At 59.5% G+C, this 16,580-nt stretch carries 15 protein-coding genes and 3 pseudogenes; 4 read left to right on the top strand and 14 right to left on the bottom strand.

Annotated elements, in window-relative coordinates; translation table 11 throughout:
* Positions 1-3: 3 nt before the first annotated feature.
* The 8 genes and pseudogenes from ACZ9BX_RS27510 to ACZ9BX_RS27475 all read right to left on the bottom strand — a co-directional run.
* Positions 4-135, bottom strand: a pseudogene (locus ACZ9BX_RS27510) (IS110 family transposase); the annotation flags it as partial.
* An 8-nt stretch (positions 136-143) separates the two neighbouring features.
* Positions 144-1,235, bottom strand: coding sequence for a Gfo/Idh/MocA family protein (locus ACZ9BX_RS27505; protein ID WP_476221335.1), 1,092 nt, complete (start codon positions 1,233-1,235; stop codon positions 144-146).
* A gap of 146 nt (positions 1,236-1,381) precedes the next feature.
* A complete protein-coding gene (locus tag ACZ9BX_RS27500) occupies positions 1,382-2,497 on the bottom strand; it encodes a Gfo/Idh/MocA family protein (protein WP_476221333.1) in 1,116 nt (371 codons plus the stop codon).
* Positions 2,498-2,507: 10 nt separating this feature from the next.
* Positions 2,508-3,293: a ThuA domain-containing protein gene (locus ACZ9BX_RS27495; RefSeq protein ID WP_476221332.1), complete on the bottom strand. Its 786-nt coding sequence runs from the start codon at positions 3,291-3,293 to the stop codon at positions 2,508-2,510.
* Between the two features lie 65 nt (positions 3,294-3,358).
* Positions 3,359-4,384 carry an ABC transporter ATP-binding protein gene (locus ACZ9BX_RS27490; protein WP_132564645.1) on the bottom strand — a complete coding sequence of 342 codons (1,026 nt, stop codon included), beginning with the start codon at positions 4,382-4,384 and terminating at the stop codon, positions 3,359-3,361.
* A gap of 12 nt (positions 4,385-4,396) precedes the next feature.
* Positions 4,397-5,227 carry a carbohydrate ABC transporter permease gene (locus ACZ9BX_RS27485; protein ID WP_037142405.1) on the bottom strand — a complete coding sequence of 277 codons (831 nt, stop codon included), beginning with the start codon at positions 5,225-5,227 and terminating at the stop codon, positions 4,397-4,399.
* Positions 5,227-6,213 (bottom strand): carbohydrate ABC transporter permease, encoded by a 987-nt coding sequence (locus tag ACZ9BX_RS27480; protein WP_476221331.1) that lies wholly within the window; start codon positions 6,211-6,213, stop codon positions 5,227-5,229. The genes ACZ9BX_RS27485 and ACZ9BX_RS27480 overlap by 1 nt, the downstream gene beginning before the upstream one ends.
* A gap of 70 nt (positions 6,214-6,283) precedes the next feature.
* Entirely contained in the window at positions 6,284-7,534 is a 1,251-nt protein-coding gene (locus ACZ9BX_RS27475; RefSeq protein ID WP_476223061.1) for an ABC transporter substrate-binding protein, read from the bottom strand.
* A gap of 318 nt (positions 7,535-7,852) precedes the next feature.
* On the opposite strand from ACZ9BX_RS27475, the gene ACZ9BX_RS27470 reads away from it, so the two are divergent.
* Together ACZ9BX_RS27470 and ACZ9BX_RS27465 are read left to right on the top strand one after the other, a co-directional pair.
* Complete coding sequence (locus ACZ9BX_RS27470; RefSeq protein ID WP_476221330.1) at positions 7,853-8,869, top strand: substrate-binding domain-containing protein; 1,017 nt, start codon at positions 7,853-7,855, stop codon at positions 8,867-8,869.
* 172 nt (positions 8,870-9,041) lie between these two features.
* Positions 9,042-9,641, top strand: a complete 600-nt coding sequence (locus ACZ9BX_RS27465) for a HupE/UreJ family protein (protein ID WP_476221328.1) — start codon at positions 9,042-9,044, stop codon at positions 9,639-9,641.
* An 88-nt stretch (positions 9,642-9,729) separates the two neighbouring features.
* Here ACZ9BX_RS27465 and hppD read toward each other — a convergent pair whose 3' ends face one another.
* The gene (gene hppD / locus ACZ9BX_RS27460) at positions 9,730-10,842 is read right to left on the bottom strand and encodes a 4-hydroxyphenylpyruvate dioxygenase (protein WP_476221326.1); all 1,113 of its coding nucleotides are present in this window, start codon (positions 10,840-10,842) and stop codon (positions 9,730-9,732) included.
* A gap of 128 nt (positions 10,843-10,970) precedes the next feature.
* Here hppD and ACZ9BX_RS27455 point away from each other — a divergent pair, with 128 nt between their 5' ends.
* A complete protein-coding gene (locus ACZ9BX_RS27455; protein WP_476221325.1) occupies positions 10,971-11,459 on the top strand; it encodes an Lrp/AsnC family transcriptional regulator in 489 nt (162 codons plus the stop codon).
* Between the two features lie 315 nt (positions 11,460-11,774).
* Here the strand turns inward: ACZ9BX_RS27455 and ACZ9BX_RS27450 are convergent.
* The 5 genes and pseudogenes from ACZ9BX_RS27450 to ACZ9BX_RS27430 all read right to left on the bottom strand — a co-directional run bounded on the left by ACZ9BX_RS27450 (position 11,775) and on the right by ACZ9BX_RS27430 (position 15,305).
* Positions 11,775-12,283, bottom strand: a pseudogene (locus tag ACZ9BX_RS27450) (cytochrome c).
* A 39-nt stretch (positions 12,284-12,322) separates the two neighbouring features.
* Entirely contained in the window at positions 12,323-12,646 is a 324-nt protein-coding gene (locus ACZ9BX_RS27445) for a four-helix bundle copper-binding protein (RefSeq protein ID WP_476221324.1), read from the bottom strand.
* Between the two features lie 304 nt (positions 12,647-12,950).
* Positions 12,951-13,406, bottom strand: a complete 456-nt coding sequence (locus ACZ9BX_RS27440) for a PIN domain-containing protein (RefSeq protein WP_476221323.1) — start codon at positions 13,404-13,406, stop codon at positions 12,951-12,953.
* On the bottom strand, positions 13,403-13,648 hold the full coding sequence (locus ACZ9BX_RS27435) for a type II toxin-antitoxin system Phd/YefM family antitoxin (RefSeq protein WP_476221322.1): 246 nt from the start codon (positions 13,646-13,648) through the stop codon (positions 13,403-13,405). Before ACZ9BX_RS27435 ends, ACZ9BX_RS27440 begins: the two co-directional genes overlap by 4 nt.
* Before the next feature lie 304 nt (positions 13,649-13,952).
* Positions 13,953-15,305 carry an FAD/NAD(P)-binding protein gene (locus ACZ9BX_RS27430; protein WP_476221321.1) on the bottom strand — a complete coding sequence of 451 codons (1,353 nt, stop codon included), beginning with the start codon at positions 15,303-15,305 and terminating at the stop codon, positions 13,953-13,955.
* Between the two features lie 227 nt (positions 15,306-15,532).
* Between ACZ9BX_RS27430 and tauA the strand changes: the two are divergent.
* Positions 15,533-16,547: pseudogene (gene tauA / locus ACZ9BX_RS27425) on the top strand (taurine ABC transporter substrate-binding protein).
* The last annotated feature ends 33 nt before the right edge of the window (positions 16,548-16,580 follow it).

Below are 16,580 nucleotides of genomic sequence, written 5' to 3'. Positions count from 1 at the left end.
AGTCGAAGCCTGATCGACGACGTGGCTTTCTATCCCGTTCGCCTTCAGCACACGATCGATCCAGAAGCCATCCAGCCCGGCTTCCTGAATGCCCGCGATCGGAATTTTACTGCCCGTGTCCGACCGCACCTTTCTAAATCCGCTTAAATGTGGCGCTTGGCGCCTCCTCCGCCATATTGCCCGCTTTGAGCGGCGATGATCACCGCGGGAAGACTGGCGGCCGAGATGCGCGCGTGATCGATGACCTCCTGCAGATTGGCGGCATGCCGGAAGGATGGCTCCTGCTCGACACCGGTTCTGACAGCCTCTGCGAACCGCTCGAAGTTCGTCGGAACGGGTTCGACATGCACCTGCCGCCAGATCGCATTGTCAGCATCCGCGCCGGCGCAAATCCTGAGCGTCGGGCCATTCGGCGTATCGATGACTTCGATCGCGCCCTTGTCGCCGTGAACCCGCAGCCGCAGTTCGTTCAGATGTCCGGTTGCCCAGCGGCTGGCATGGATCACGCCCAAAGCGCCGTTCTGCAGTTCGGCCATCATCACAAAGCTGTCGTTGGCGTCGAGTTCGTACTCGCCGATTCTGTTGCCGGGCGTCTTCTCGAAGGTTTTCAGTTGCGCAGCGGCGGTCTTGATCTCGCTTCCGGTGCCGTAGACGACGAAGTCGAGAATGTGAATACCGACATCACCGAGAACGCCGTTCGACCCGTGCTTGCTCGACAGGCGCCAGAGCCATTGCGGCTGCGTCGCCCAGTCGCCCCACGCCTTCGAAACGAGCCAGCTTTGCAGATAGGAGGCCTCGAAGTGGCGGACCTGGCCGATGTCGCCGTTCAGCACCATCTGCCGGGCCTTCTGCAGCGGCGCGACGTTCCGATAGGTGAGATTTACCATCGTTATCTGTTTCGACCTCTCGGCGGCGTCGGCCATCTCCGCGGCCTGGGCGAAATTCTCCGCCAGCGGTTTTTCACAAAAGACGTGCTTGCCGGCGGCAAGCAGGGCCAAGGTCGTGGCATAGTGGACGCGGTCCGGAGTGACATTGGTTGCCGCGTCGAACTCGCCCCAGGCAAGCGCATCGTCCAGTGAATTGAAGGTGAGCGGAATATCGTGCCGGGCGGCAAAGGCGCGCAGGCGCACATCATCGCTATCGACCGCCGCGACGATCTCCACATCTGCGATTTCCGAGAAACTCGTGGCGTGGGTGTTCGCCCACCAACCCGTGCCAAGTATGATTAGTTTCATTATTTTGCTCCTTCTGCTTGCGGCCGACCAGACGGCCGGGTTGGCATCTGCGCCACGCCTTCTTTCATGCTTCGTCAAGGCAGGGCTCAAACATCCGACCATACGGCCCTCGACCGGCCGCATGGCAATACGGAGTGCGATGGTGCTTACACGGCGATCGGCAGCACCTCCACATTGCCGGCGCCTTCCGGTCCGGGTGTCATGCCGTCTTCCGGCGACAATAGATTGAGCTCGCGACGCTCCCTTTCCGAGACGATCGCAAGATCGATGACCTTCTGCAGGTTGGCGGCGTGACGGAAGCTCGGGTCAAGCTGTTTGCCGGTCGCCACCGCTTCGGCAAAACGCTGGTAGTTGGTCGGCACCGGCGGAACATCGATATCCGCCCAGGTGGCCGTCTCGACGTTCTCACCGAAGCATCCGCGCAATTGCGATCCGTTCGGCCGGTGTATGACCTCCAGGCTACCGCGCTCGCCGTAGATGCGCAGCTTCAATTCGTTGAGATGACCCGTCGCCCAGCGGCTGGCATGAATGACGCCGAGCGCACCGTTGGCGAAATCGACCGACATGGTGAAGCTGTCGTTGGCGTCGAGCATATATTCGCCGATCTGGCCGCCCGGCACCTTGTTGAAGGTCTTCAGCCGGGCGAAGACGTGATCGATATCGGTTGCCGCACCATAGGAGGCAAAATCGAGGATATGGATGCCGACATCGCCGAGCACGCCGTTCGAACCGTGACCGGTGGAAAGGCGCCAAAGCCAGCGCGATTCCGTGCGCCAATCGCCCCAGGCGCGAGAGACGAGCCAACTCTGTAGATAGGATGCTTCCACGTGCTTGATCGTACCGAGCTCGCCGGCGAGCACCATCTCGCGGGCGCGCTGCAGTGGCGCCACATTGCGATAGGTCAGATTCACCATATTGATCACGCCGGCCGCCTCGGCGGCATTGGTCATCTCCAGAGCATCCGCATAGTTCTCCGCCAGCGGCTTTTCGCAGAACACGTGCTTGCCCGCGGCAATCAGCGCCATCGTCGTTGGATGGTGGACACGGTCCGGCGTGACGTTCGTCGCCGCATCGAAATCTCCCCAGGCGATCGCCTCCTCAAGCGTAAGGAAACGTCTCTCAATGCCGAAATGATCGGCAAATTCGGCAAGGCGTGCCGGATCGGTATCGACGGCACCGACCACTTCGACGCCTTCGATCCGTTTGAAATGGCTGATCTGGCTACGCGCCATCGAGCCTGTGCCGAGAACAAGAAGTCTCATCCTTGTCCCCTCAGCGATAGCCGGCTTCGCCGGCCTGGTGCAATTTCGGGCCGCGCTCCACAATCGGCTCCGGCGCCTTCTCCACCGGAACGTTCGGCGCATCGGTGATGCCCTTGAGGGCTCCCTGCGCGTTGTAGGCCCATTTGACAGCGTTGATCAGCACTTTGCGGACATTGGCATCGTGATAGGTCGGGTAGGTCTCGTGACCGGGGCGGAAGTAGAAGATGTTACCCGCCCCACGCCGCCAGGTCATGCCGGACCGGAACACCTCGCCGCCCTGGAACCAGGAGATGAACACCGTTTCCAGCGGCTCGGGAACCGAGAACTGCTCACCATACATCTCCTCGTTCTCAAGAACGAAATTCTCGTCGAGACCGGCGGCGATCGGATGGCGCGGATTGATGACCCACAGGCGCTCGCGTTCGCCCGCCTCGCGCCATTTCAGCGCGCAGGGCGTGCCCATCAGCCGCTTGAAGATCTTCGAAAAATGTCCGGAATGCAGCACCAGAAGCCCCATTCCTTCCCAAACGCGCTTGGCGACGCGCTCGACGACCTCGTCGGAGACCGCGCCGTGATCCTTGTGGCCCCACCAGGTGAGCACATCGGTTTCGGCAAGCCGGGCTTCGGTAAGCCCATGTTCCGGCTCTTGCAGCGTCGCCGTCGTCGCCTTGATTACCGGATCGCTGTTCAGCGCACTGGCGATCGTGGTGTGCATGCCGTCGGGATAAATTTCCCTGACGACGGCGTTGGTGTTCTCATGGATGTTTTCACCCCAGACAATGGTGCGAATAGACACGTCGTTACTCCTTGCGATGTGAGGCGGATCGATCATTGGGAGGTAGATCAGTCCTTCGTGGATGGTCAAGCAGCGCGCATGGATGTCTTTGCAAGCGCGCGGCCGGATTGGTCGAAACGGTGTATGTGATCGGTGATCGGCGCAACGCCGAGCTTTTGACCCGGCCGGTGGCCGGAGACGCCGGTTTCCCGGACGATAAACGGCTCGTCGGCGCCGATGTCCAGATAGACGAAACTGTCGGAGCCAAGGATTTCCGAATGGATGACCTTCCCGCTCCACACGGCCGCCTGCGACGTGATCCGGACATGCTCGGCGCGCACGCCGATCGTATGGGCATTGTAAGGCTGCGCCAGTCCGTCGGACAGGAAATTCATCTTCGGCGAGCCGATGAAGCCGGCAACGAAGAGCGAATTCGGGGTCTCATAGAGCTCCAAGGGTGTGCCAACCTGCTCGACGACGCCGTCGCGCAAAACACATATCCGGTCTGCAAGCGTCATGGCCTCTACCTGATCGTGCGTCACATAGATCATCGTCGTGTTGTGCATGCTGCGGTGGAGCTTGGCGATCTCCAGCCTTGTTGCCACGCGCAGGGCGGCATCGAGGTTAGATAGCGGCTCGTCGAAGAGAAAGACCTTGGGATCGCGAACGATCGCCCGGCCGATCGCGACACGCTGGCGCTGCCCGCCCGACAGCTGGCGCGGCAGGCGGTCGAGATAGGGTGAAAGCTGCAGCATGCCGGCTGCCTGTTCGACGCGCTGCCGGCATTCATCCTTCGTCCGTCCCGAAAGCTTCATGCCGAAGGCCATGTTGTCGAAGACGGTCATATGCGGATAGAGCGCATAGGATTGGAACACCATGGCGATCCCTCGCTTCGACGGCGCACGCTGGTTTACCACCTTGTCGTCGAAGGAAAGCGTGCCGGACGTGATGTCCTCAAGGCCGGAGATAAGGCGCAGCAGCGTGGACTTGCCGCATCCGGACGGGCCCACGAAAACCATGAATTCGCCGCGGCGGATGTCCATGCTCACACCCTTGATGACCTCGAAGGCGCCGAAGCTCTTGCGAATATTGTCTAGGCGGATTTCTGCCAATGTTCTGCTCCCTCAACCTTTAACGCCGCCGGCAGTCAGCCCCGAGATGATCCGGCGCTGGAATATCAAGACGAGGACAACAACCGGTACGGTGACGATGACCGAAGCCGCCATAATGTTGCCCCAAGGAATTTCGAATTGGCTGCCGCCTGAAAGCAGCGCGATGGCGACCGGCACGGTCCGTTGTGTGTTTGATGATGTGAAAGTTAGTGCGAAGAGGAATTCGTTCCAGGCGGTGATGAAGGCAAGCAAGCCGGTGGTGACGAGCGCCGGCCACATCAGCGGCATGAAGACCTGGGTGATGATAACCCAGGGCGAGGCGCCGTCGACGATCGCCGCCTCTTCGATCTCGATCGGCAGTTCGCGCATGAAGGTCGTGAGTACCCAGACGGTGAACGGCAGTGTGAAGATCATGTACGAAAAGATCAGCGCGAAAGGCGTGTTGAAGATGCCGATCCACCGGATGAGCTCGAAGAGGCCGGCGAGAACCGCAATCTGCGGGAACATCGACACGGACAGGATCGTCAGCATCAAAAGCGCCCGCCCGCGGAAGTTCACGCGCGCCAGGGCGAAGGATGCCGTGATGGAAAGCAGCAGCGACGCGGCAACCACGACCAAGGCGATTAGCACGGAGTTGCCAAGGCTGCGGACAAAGCCGCCTTGGCTCATCACCGACGAGTAGTTGCCGAATGAAATCGAAACCGGCCAGTAATTGACCTCGAAAAGCGCCGTGCCAGTCTTCAGGCTCGTGAGGATCGCATAGTAGAACGGAAAGACCGCGAGGATGACGATGACTGCGACGAGCAGATAGAAGAGCGTGTTCTTTGTGACCGACAGGAGCATCAGCGTTCCTCCCCGCCGAGCTTGACGCGTCCGAACCAGATGTAGAGCACGGTGACGGAGGCGATGATGAGGAAGAGGACTGTCGAAGCGGTTGCACCATAGGCGAACTTGTCGAAGTCGAACAGGTTCTCACGCGCCATGACCGACATCGTCTTGGTCTGGGCGTTGTTGGGCGTCAGCACATAGATCAGATCGAAGATGCGCATCGCATCCAGCATCCGGAAGATCACCGCGACCATGATGGCCGGCCGGATCAAGGGCAGCGTCAGCCGCCAGAAGACCTTGACCGGATTGACGCCGTCGATCCTGGCGGCTTCGTAGATATCCGCAGGCACCATCTGCAGTCCGGCGAGAATGAGAAGCGCCATGAAGGGCGTCGTCTTCCAGACATCGACGATCAGGACCGCAATCATCGCCGTCTCCGGATTGGCGGTCCAGGCGATCTTCTGACTGATGAGACCGAATCCGAGGAGGATATCGTTCAGGATGCCAAATTGGTCGTTGAGCATCCAGGCCCACATCTTTGCCGAAACGATCGTCGGTATGGCCCAGGGAATGAGGATCGCAGCGCGCACGATGCCGCGCCCGACAAACTGCGCGTTGAGAACGAGCGCAACGACAAGGCCAAGCATGGTTTCGATCGTCACTGAAAGCAGCGTGAATTTGGCAGTGTTCCAGACTGCACTCCACCAGACCGGATCGGCAAGCAGCCCGCGATAGATGGTGCGTCCGCTCTTCAGCGTGACCCAAGAGAGATAGTTGCTGAAACCGATGAACTGCGCATTGCCAAGATCGGTAAGCGACGCATTCGTGAAGCTGAAATAAATCGTCCTGAACAGTGGCCACCCGGCCACCACCGCCAGTATGAACAGTGTCGGCGCCAGAAACAACCAGGCCGATCGAACGCGCTCGGAGCGCAATTCGGTTGTGGACCTCAAGGCGGAGGCTAGCGGTCTGGCCGCTTGTGAAACTACGATTTCGCCCATGGAACGGCTATCCCGTGCTTGAGACTTCTGGAGACGGAACCGGCGGCTTTCCGGCCGCCGGTTCCCATACTCACCAGCTATCGCCCTTCAGGGTCGTCAGGTCGGCCTCGAGGAGTTCGAGGTTTTCCGCCGCGGTCCCGCTGCCGGACAGTGTATTGTGTACGGCCGTCCAGAACTTTGAGGACACCTCGTTGTACTTCACCTTGGCCGTTGCCGAAGGACGCGGCACGGCGTCCTGGAAGATCGGCTTCCACTCCGGCATGAAAGGCTGCGCGGCAGCGACATCCTTGTCGTCGTAAAGCGCAGTCAGGGTCGGCAGGTTGGAAAGTTCGATGGCGCGCGCCTTCTGAACCTCCTCCGACGCCAGGAACCTCACGAGCTCAATAGCCGCTTCCTGCTCGTCCGAATATTTCGAAACCGCAAGATTCCAGCCGCCGAGTGCCGACGACGGCTTGTCGCCGGCGGCGGCAACGGGAAGCGTCGTGACGTCGAACTTGCCCTTCACGGCGCTGTCGGCGCCGTTGCCGAGCGAATAGGCATACGGCCAGTTGCGCATGAAGACGGCATTTCCGGTCTGCCAGACGCCGCGAGATTCTTCTTCCTGATAGGCAAGCACGCCCGGAGGCGAGATCGTGCCGACCCAGCCCTTCGCACGTTCGATGGCGGCAGCGGCCTTTTCGTTGTTGATCGAGATCGTGCCGTCCGGCTCCACGATCTGACCGCCGCCGGAGGACTTTACCCATTCCAGTGCATTGCAGGTGAGGCCTTCATAGGAGTTTCCCTGAAAGACGAAGCCCCACATATCCTTCTGACCGGCCGTGCGCTCCTTGTCCTGGATCTCCTTGGCGGTCTCCGCAAGCTCATCCCAGGTCTTCGGCGGCTGCTTGCCATATTTCTCGAGCAGGTCCTTACGATAGTAGAGCGCCGGAGCATCGGTATACATAGGCAGCGCCACGAGGCGCCCGTTGACCGTCTGCGAGGCGATGATCGAGGGGAAGAACTGACCAGCCACGTCCTTGGCGGCTTCTTTCAGGTCCACGAACTGATCGGCGAGCTGCGGCGCCCAGATGACGTCAGTCTGATAGACGTCGACGTCCTTGTTTCCGGCAGCGAGCCACAGCCGGTATTGCGAGAACTGCTCCGAACTCGACGACGGCATGCTCACGATATTGACCTTGTGGCCGGTCTTCTCCTCGAAGACGGCAAACTGCTTGCGGAAGAACTCGAGGTTGTTACCCGTCGAACTCGCCGCAAAGGAAAGCTCGGCTGCCGCCGCTAAATTCAAGGTACAGAACATCGAAACCGCCGAAACGGCGGCCATTAAACGGTATTTCATAGTAGTCCTCCCGTTGCCAGACGAAAATTGAAATCGATTTGGCTAAACTGAGCATCGCAAAACTTTTTTCAACCGTCAAGGGTGGCCCATAGTGAAGTAAAAACCATGTGCAAAAGTTATATTTAACATTATATTTCAATTTGTTATATCAAATACAACAAACTCGGATGTGAGCGCTGGCCCAAGTTCAAATGGATGAAATTATTGAAATCGATTTCAAATCGTGCCACGCGGTGATAGACGAGATTGCCGAGCCGTCAACAATCCGCCATTGATCCGCGAGGTCCAACAGAACGTGTTCGAATGAAGCTCAAGGAATTCGCAAAAGAAGTCGGGCTGTCGCCAACAACGGTAAGCCGGGCGTTGAGCGGCTATCCGGAGGTGAGCGAAACGACGCGCGCGCGCGTCGTTGAGGAAGCCCTGAGGCTGGGCTACCGGCCAAATGTCAATGCGGTGCGGTTGAAGACCGGCCGCGTGGGGGCGATCGGAGTGATCATGGGGCGCGCCGGCGAATTCCACTTCGCCGAATTCATGGCCGGCATGGCCGAGAGGTTGGCGTCGGAGGATACCGACATTCTCGTGATCCCCATGGCGGACCGCGATTATAACGAAGAGCTGCTGACCTACAGGCGGCTCGCCGAAAGCCGGCGCGTCGACGCGATCATCGTCCACTCTCCGAAACCGAACGACCCGCGCATCGAGCTTCTGGACCGGCTCGGAATTCCCTTCTTCGTGCATGGGCGATCGGATATCGCCATCCCGCACGCATGGCTGGACATCGACAACGAGGGCGCAATCCGCCGATCGACGGAACATCTGCTTGATCTCGGGCACCGCAGGATCGCAATGATCAACGGTCGCAAGGGGCTGACTTATTCAATCCACCGCGATATCGGCTTCCGCAAGGCATTCGAGGAACGCGGCTTGGAGCATGATGCGCAGCTCATTGCCCACGATACATTCACAGATGAGCTGGGATTTAGACATGCCCGCTTCTTTCTCGAGAACACCAATCCTCCCACAGCCTTCGTGGCCGGATCGATGATGACGGCACTCGGCGTCTATCGCGCCGCCCGATCTCTCGGCCTGCAGATCGGAGAGGATGTTTCGGTCATCGCGCATGATGACGTATTTCCCTACTTGACGGCGGAAAACATGGCGCCCTCGCTTTCGGCAAGCCGTTCATCGATGCGGGCGGCCGGAGCAAGATGCGCCGACCTGACGCTGCAATTGCTGGCGGGACGGCCCGTTTCGGATATCCACGAATTGTGGCCCGTCGAACTCAACCTGAGGGAATCGACGCGCGCCCTAAGGCGGTGATACCCACAGGTTAGCCTGATGCATGCTGCGACCGCATCAGTAAACTATTGAAATATATTCATATTCAATATTTTTTGTTGACGCTTCCAGCGCCTGTCACATAGCATGACACCCGCGACCTTACCTATGCTTACCGCAGTTGGAATTCTGCAACTCAGTGGGGAATTGACCAATGAAATCAGCACATAAAAGCGGGCTTCTGGCGCTGGCCGCAGTCGCGCTCCCGGCCACCGCCTATGCTCATCCCGCAATCGGTGAAGCTGCAGGCCTCGTCCATGGCTTCAGCCATCCCATATCGGGCCTCGACCACATCCTCGCTATGGTCATGGTGGGCATTTTCGCCTCTCAGCTCGGCGGCCGCGCAATCTGGCTCGTTCCGGCCACCTTTGTCCTGGCTATGGCTCTGGGCGGAGCGTTCGGCATCGCGGGCATCGATATTCCGTTCGTCGAAACAGGCATAGCACTGTCGGTTGTCGTTCTCGGCGCGGTCGTCGCGTTCAACGTCAAGGCTCCAGCAGCCGTCGCAATGGCGGTGGCCGGGCTGTTTGCGATCTTCCATGGCCATGCCCATGGTGCTGAAATGCCGGAAAGCGCCGCAGGCGCCGCTTTTGCGGCAGGCTTCATGATTGCAACTGCGCTTCTTCACGCCGCCGGTCTCGGCCTTGGCTATGCGATAGGCCGCATAGGCAAACGTCGGAGCTTCGTTGCCACACGTCTTGCCGGCGGCTTTGCGGCCGTCGCAGGCGTCGGCATCCTCACCGGCATGATTTGACCTTTCGGACAAACGCCAAAATAAAAAGCGGCGATCCGCACTCGCCGCTTTTTCCCTTCGACGACCCAGGCAAAGGCCCAGGTCCCGTTTATTCTGCAGCCGTGGGACGCAGCACACCGCGCCGGATCTGATCGGCCTCGATCGATTCGAACAGCGCGCGGAAGTTTCCTTCACCGAAGCCTTCGTCGCCCTTGCGCTGAATGAATTCGAAGAAGATCGGACCGATGACGGTTCTTGAGAAGATCTGGAGCAGGATGCGGGTCGTGCCACCATCCACCACGCCTTCGCCGTCGATCAAAATGCCGTGCTGCTTCATCCGCTCGACCGGTTCGTCATGATCGTGCACGCGCTCGTGCGAGAGTTCGTAATAAGTATCGGGTGGCCCGGGCATGAATTTCAGGCCGTTTTCGGCCAGCTTGTCGGTCGCGTCATAAATCTCCTCCGTACCGACGGCGATGTGCTGGATGCCTTCGCCTTTGTACTTTCTGAGATATTCCTCGATCTGGCTTGTGTCGTCCTTGGACTCGTTGAGCGGAATTCGGATCTTGCTGCAAGGCGACGTGATCGCCCGGCTCATCAGCCCCGTGATGCGCCCGTCGATATTGAAGAAGTGGATCTGCCGGAAGCCGAAAAGCTCGCGATAGAAATCCCACCACTTGTCCATATTGCCGCGATAGACGTTGTGGGTCAGATGATCGAGGTAATAAAAGCCGACGCCTTCCGGCTTCGGGTCGCGTTCGCCGAGCCACTCGAATTCGGAATCATAGGGCGAGCCCTTCTCGCCGTAAGTTTCTACAAAGTAAAGCAGCGAACCGCCGATGCCGACGATGGCCGGAATGTCGAGCGTCTTGTCCTTGCTTTCATAGGGTGTTGCACCCTTCGACACGGCATGGTCGAAGGCATGCTTGGCATCGGTGACGCGCCAGGCCATGGAGGGCGCACAGGGACCGTGTTCACCGACGAAGCGCATGGCATGGCTGCCGGGTTCGGCATTGATGAGATAATTGATGCCGCCCTGGCGCCAGACGGTGACGTTTTTCGTGCGGTGCTTGGCAACACAAGTGTAGCCCATGCGGGTGAAAAGCTCACGCAGCTTCTCCGGCTCTGGATGGGCGAATTCAACAAATTCGAAACCGTCCGTACCGGCCGGATTGTCGGCAGTGATGCCTGTCGGCGGTGCATCGTGCGGATAAGGGCCCATCGTTCTCTCCTCCAAACTGGATCCTGAGACGCATTATGACGCGATTTTCATGCACGGTGCTTGCATTCACGCGCACTTTCCTCAATTCAATACATGTTTCATGCATAAAGGCGGAGTAATACGCACAAATGGAACAGATCGATGGATACGACCTCAAAATCCTGGCCGAGCTGCAAAGCGACGGCCGCCTGACCAACAATGAGCTCTCAGAGTTGATCGCCCTTTCGCCATCGCAGTGCTCGCGCCGGCGGGCGCGGCTTGAGACGGAGGGCTTTATCCACGGCTATCGCGCCGTGCTCAATCGCGGCAGGCTGGGACTCGACCTCATGGTCGTCATCGCCGTTACCCTCGCCACCCACAACCGCGACAACGCCAAACGTTTCGCCGCGCTGATCGCCGACCTGCCGGAGGTGCTGGAATGTTACGCACTGACTGGCGAAATGGACTACCACCTCAAGGTCGTGACACCCGATCTCGCGGGACTGTCGCGGTTCGTCAACGACGTGCTCCTGCCGCATGACAGCGTTCAGCATGTCAAGACGTCCATCGTACTTCAGACATTGAAGGACTTTCAAGGTTTGCCAGTCCGCCCTTCCCTCGCCTATCGCGCGACCTAGGGATATCCCTTTCAACAATCCTGGTGGGCTCGTTCTTGCTGATCGCGGTATTTCGATAGGGCTGATTGCCGGTTCCGCACTCTGGCGAAGGCCATCTAAAAAATACCGACAGACCACGGAATGCCGGCCGGTTCACCAATTTGGGCGGTGATGCGTCGCCGCCCGCGATCAACGCCCGCTTCGGCCTCAACGGGCTGAAGACGGAGCATGGCGGGCGCTAGTCGGCTCGATCCAACCTTTCACAAGTCAACGTCCAGACCGCCCTTGTTAAAGGAAGCTTGAACAAGGCGAACAATTCCCAGTCCGAGGACGCCGTCATTCCGTCCTGAATCTGGCGTGGCAGGTCGTGCAGGTCTGCAGCATGAGGTGGAATGCATGTTCCGCAGGCATCGACGACAGCTCCTGCCCGTTGCGGACATGGGTGCCGAGCGGGCCGCCGCCCATGGCCTCTCCAGGCTTCATGCGCATACTGGCGGGCATCGCTCCGGGGTTTTTCTCCGCTGCGGCGTCCAGCGCGACAGCATAGTCGCGCAGATCGTTCGCGATGCGGTCGAACCGGTCACGCTCCTCGAGGATGTTCGGCTTGGCCTTCGACTGCGAGCTGGCGGCCTCGGACGCGAAGTGGCCGGACAGAACGACCCCGATTTGTCGCGGATGGTGTCGGCGGCCCACCCGAATTCGGCCGCCTTGTAGCGCGCCGGATCCTTGAATATGCTAAAGATCATCTTCGCCGCGGCGGCCATAGCCTTCATATCCGCCCGCCGCAGGACAACGACGTCTTCGGCGGCCGGAGACGGGGCCGCTGATATCAGGACCGCGGCCATGACGGCAAGCAGTCCGAACTTGTTTGCGTAACCTCCCCGTTACGCGGCCATCTTCCCGCAGCTCTCGGCGCAACGGCGGCAGGCGTCGACGCAGCTTTGCATGTCGCCGACCCGTTCGCAGTCCTCGGCGCACTGGGCGCAGATTTCGGCACATTCGCGGCAGACGTGCTTGTGGTGCTTCGAGCCCATCAGCATGAAATGCGCCGAGGTCCGGCAGATCTCCGCGCAGGTCATCATCAGCTTGAAGTGCGGGGGCTTCGTGTGCTCCCCGCCCAGTTCCAGGCAATGGCCCATCGCCGTCGACAGGCATTCGCCGTAGCAGGCCAGGCAGTTGTCGATGCAGGCCTTCATTTCAGTCGACATGTGATGCGTAGCGGGATCTCATATTTGGCTTCCTTGTCCGCCCACTCGAAAGCAACTCCGCGCGCAACCTCGTCCATTCCCAATGCGACCCAGCGGATGCAAACGAGAATAAAGTAGTAGCCTCGCCTTTGACAGGGTCGCGATTTAAGCGGCCCGGTCGCGACGCGGCAAATCTCGCCAAGGATGGCCGATCTTTCAGGAACAGGGCATTCATCGTCCCTTCAGCCCGACATGAAGCTCGGAGATTTCGCCTAAACCCGTTCACTCTTCGACAAATCGGAGAGATTCCTGATCCGAATAGCTCTTACCTGTCTGAATCGTCCAGCAAGGCATGCAGCAACATATGCCGAACTGCCGCGAATGGATTGACAACCGTTACTCCTCCCCAGGTGAAACCTTCCTGCATGTCTTCCGAAAGGAGCAGACGACACCCGGCTCGTGAAGCGGCCGATAAGATGACTGCGTCCCAGATGCCGAACCTGTGATCCGTCGCCAGATCATCGGCCGTTTGCATGACTTCTGCGGATGTCTCGACTATGGAGAATGCATCACGCCAGCCGAGCAAGGCTTCACGCGCCTCGTCCCTTGTCCTGCCCGCCTTACGCACAAGGACGTTGAAAAGCTCCCCGAGCACTTGAACCGGAATAACCGCAGCATCCGCCGGTAAGCGCCTTAGAAGGTTAAGGGCGATATCCCTCCGATCCGCTCCATTTACACCTTCCGCGTAGGCCAGAAGATTGGTATCGAGCGCGACCTTCACCGATCATCCTCATAAAGTTCATCGCGTGTCCATCGTTCGGCATTTACAACGGGCTGCTGCTCAAGGCGGGACAAAAGAGCGTTGCGAGCACCAACCACAACGTTCTCGTGCCTGTCCGCAGGAACAATCCGCGCCACGGGTCGTCCATGACTTGTGACGACATAGCTATTCCCGTTTCTGACGCTGCGCAGAATGAGGGAGAATTTGCGGTTTGCATCCGCTGCCGAAACAGCTTCTTCCATGAAGATTTTCCATGAAGTAGTTAGATTGCCTACAATAATCGCGAGACAGCATTTCTGCAAGAGGCTTTCGATTGCAACCGGCCAAGGACCGCGACGCCTCCGCTTGCTCCACCGTCCGATACGGAGCGCCTGCGCTCCCACCAAGCCTTATCTACTTCCTTGAAGCTTTGGCGGGCCGTGAACCGGGCTGTCAAGGCTGGCGCGGAACGTTGCAATTAATCTGAGAACCCGAGCCGCTCGTGTTCTCAGATTCAAATGCCAAATCGAATAGAAACAACCGCATTCTCATCGTCATGCGTGGGAGTCAGCCGTTCGCGGCGATCTCTTCAACCACGGCCTTGGCCTGCACCCGGATATCCGGGACGGCCGTGATTTCCCAGAATTGTCCCGCCGTCAAGGCGCCGACTGCGAACAGTCGAGCAGGTGAAATCCGGGATGGTGCTACCACTTCGGAAGCGGCATTCACCTGGATGCCGAGGCCGAGAGGATCAGGGGCGATCAACTGAAACCGGCTCATTTCCTTCAAAAGCGGTGAATGACTGATCCCGGCGCGCTCCATTCCCGTGCAGTTGACGAGCCAGTCCGCCCTGATCTCGGCGATCCCGCGCGTCGCTCTGACCCTGTAGCTGGCAGCGAGCCTGCCCTCCTCGGCCCCGAGCGATTTCAAGAAGCCCGCGTGGAAACGAACGGTTCCTTCCGTGACCAGCTTCTCGAACCTGTCGAACACGTCGGGCGCGATCCGGTGACGGTGGATGTTCCACCAGGGAAGCGCGTGCCGCAGGAAACGTGCCCTCTCCTCGCCCGAAAGCCGTTGCCAGAGAGCCTGCGTTGCGGGTCTCAGACCGTCCATCACGCCTCGCCAGTCGGCGGCCGCCCTGCTCTTCGCCCGCAAGATCTTCAATATGCCGCTGATCGTATCCGGAAGCATCTGAACGTCGATCGGCAGCGGCACCTGCGGCTTGCTAGCGTGTCCGAGCGGTGCGAGCCCGCGACGCGAAAGCACGTCGATCCGGCCACTGTGGCCATGGGCGCGAAGAGCAAGAACCTGATCGATCATCGTCAGGCCGGAGCCGAGGATGCAGACCGCATCGGACGGTGCGACGCGCCTCAGCCACGAGAGCCGCCACGGGTTCTCGATGATCCGCGATCGCGCCGATGCCGGGACTCCGTCTGGATCGACCGGAAGGGTCGCGTTCCCGACACCGAGGCAGAGCACTACGTTCTTCCCGGCAATCTCGTCGCCATTACCAAGATGGAAGCCCAGCGTGCTGCTGTAACGGTCCACGCATCCCGCCGCCTTGGCCTTGATAAAATCGACCCGGCAACGGCCGTCCCGCTTTCGAAGCAGCCGTGCAAGCGTATCGCGGACATAAAGACCGTAATCGCTGCGCGAAGCAAAATCCCCTGCTTGCAACCGGCGTCCATGGCTTTTCAGCCAGTCGACAAAGTCGTCGGGATGATGCGGCAGCAGGCTCATGCGGCCTGCGGGAACGTTGAGGCGATGAAGATAGAGCTCCGTCCGGTAGGCCGTCCCGCGGCCGAAGCCGGGATCATCGCCAATGACGGCGATCTTCGCCGAGGCGGGAAGCTGTTCGATGAGATTGCAGGTAACAGCTATCGCTGAGAAACCGGAACCGACCACGATAACATCATACATCAACACATTCTCCCTGAAGCTCCGCAACGTCATTGAGACAATTCTTCTTTCAAACCCGACGCCGCGCGCCGGACCAGCGGATCGCGCAACCGGCGCAATCACGAAAACAATTATCTCTATTGTCTATAAATATAGTTTGTTATTTCTCTCGCTAGCCCCTTCTGAACCGTTACGCTTTTGAGGGTGAGATCAAGGGCCGTGCGGGCCCCTGAACAAAGGGGCTCAAGATGAATTTCAGGAACTTAGTTGCCGCGATCGCAGTCGGTGTTGGCACTCTTGCAACGGCGATCGTCGCCCAAGCGGCGGACAAGACGGTCGTCGTCGCCTACCAAACCGACGCCTTGCCGTCTTCCGTGGCGATCGCCAATGGCCAATTCGCCAAGGAGACGGGATACGACATCGACTTCCGCAGGTTCAATTCAGGCGCCGAAATCTTTGCGGCGATTGCATCCGGCGATGTCCAGGTCGGCTATGTCGGCTCCAGCCCGTTTGCGGCCGCGGTATCACGCGGGCTCGAGGTCAAGGCCTTCTACCTTGCGTCCATCTCAGGCATCGACGAGGCTCTCATCGTCCGTAATGGCTCCGGCATCGAAAGCCTGAATGATCTGAAGGGGAAGAAACTTGCTGCCGCGCCGGTGTCCACGGACCACTATCAACTCCTGGCGCTCATCAAATCGCGGGGCCTGACCGAAAAGGACGTTCAGGTCTTCGCAATCCCTCAGCCCGAAATCGTCGCGAGCTATTAACCGCGGCGACATCGATGGCGGCTTCGTCTGGGATCCGGCGCTCACCGAACTCAAGAAGAACGGGAAGGTCCTCGTGACCTCCAAAGACGTGGCAGACAAGGGTGCGCCAACGTTCTCGGCATGGGTCGCGACCTCGAAGTTTGCCGCCGACAACCCGGAATTTCTGAAGGCTTTCGCTTCGGTCGTCAACAAATACTACGCATCCTTCGCGTCGGACAAATCCGCCTGGGGGCCCGACAGCGACAATGCCAAGTCGCTTGCCAAACTCATTGGCGGAACGCCCGATCAGCAGGCGTCGGCCTTGAAGAACCTCACCCTGTTGACGCCTGAGGTCCAGGCATCGGATGCCTGGCTCGGCGGCGGCGAAAAGGCGGGTGCTGCCAAGATCCTCAAGGACACGGCGTCGTTTCTGAAAGAACAGGGCAAGGTTTCCGACGTGCTGGCGAATTACGGGGCCTTCGTAACCGCAGACGCGCTCACCGGCGTCAGCAACTGATCCTCCCTGACGCTGGCGCCATCCCTGCGCCGG

It is taken from the genome of Rhizobium sp. USDA 3886, assembly GCF_056279785.1.
Note: the sequence above shows the minus strand (reverse complement) of the source record. Positions and strands in the feature narration are given on the sequence as shown.

Coding starts and splice junctions, on each gene's coding strand:
- ACZ9BX_RS27505 (WP_476221335.1), bottom strand. CDS start 1,235: ATGAAACTAATCATACTTGGCACGGGTTGGTGGGCGAACACCCACGCC.
- ACZ9BX_RS27500 (WP_476221333.1), bottom strand. CDS start 2,497: ATGAGACTTCTTGTTCTCGGCACAGGCTCGATGGCGCGTAGCCAGATC.
- ACZ9BX_RS27485 (WP_037142405.1), bottom strand. CDS start 5,227: ATGCTCCTGTCGGTCACAAAGAACACGCTCTTCTATCTGCTCGTCGCA.
- ACZ9BX_RS27480 (WP_476221331.1), bottom strand. CDS start 6,213: ATGGGCGAAATCGTAGTTTCACAAGCGGCCAGACCGCTAGCCTCCGCC.
- ACZ9BX_RS27475 (WP_476223061.1), bottom strand. CDS start 7,534: ATGGCCGCCGTTTCGGCGGTTTCGATGTTCTGTACCTTGAATTTAGCG.
- ACZ9BX_RS27470 (WP_476221330.1), top strand. CDS start 7,853: ATGAAGCTCAAGGAATTCGCAAAAGAAGTCGGGCTGTCGCCAACAACG.
- ACZ9BX_RS27465 (WP_476221328.1), top strand. CDS start 9,042: ATGAAATCAGCACATAAAAGCGGGCTTCTGGCGCTGGCCGCAGTCGCG.
- hppD (WP_476221326.1), bottom strand. CDS start 10,842: ATGGGCCCTTATCCGCACGATGCACCGCCGACAGGCATCACTGCCGAC.
- ACZ9BX_RS27455 (WP_476221325.1), top strand. CDS start 10,971: ATGGAACAGATCGATGGATACGACCTCAAAATCCTGGCCGAGCTGCAA.
- ACZ9BX_RS27445 (WP_476221324.1), bottom strand. CDS start 12,646: ATGTCGACTGAAATGAAGGCCTGCATCGACAACTGCCTGGCCTGCTAC.
- ACZ9BX_RS27435 (WP_476221322.1), bottom strand. CDS start 13,648: ATGGAAGAAGCTGTTTCGGCAGCGGATGCAAACCGCAAATTCTCCCTC.
- ACZ9BX_RS27430 (WP_476221321.1), bottom strand. CDS start 15,305: ATGTATGATGTTATCGTGGTCGGTTCCGGTTTCTCAGCGATAGCTGTT.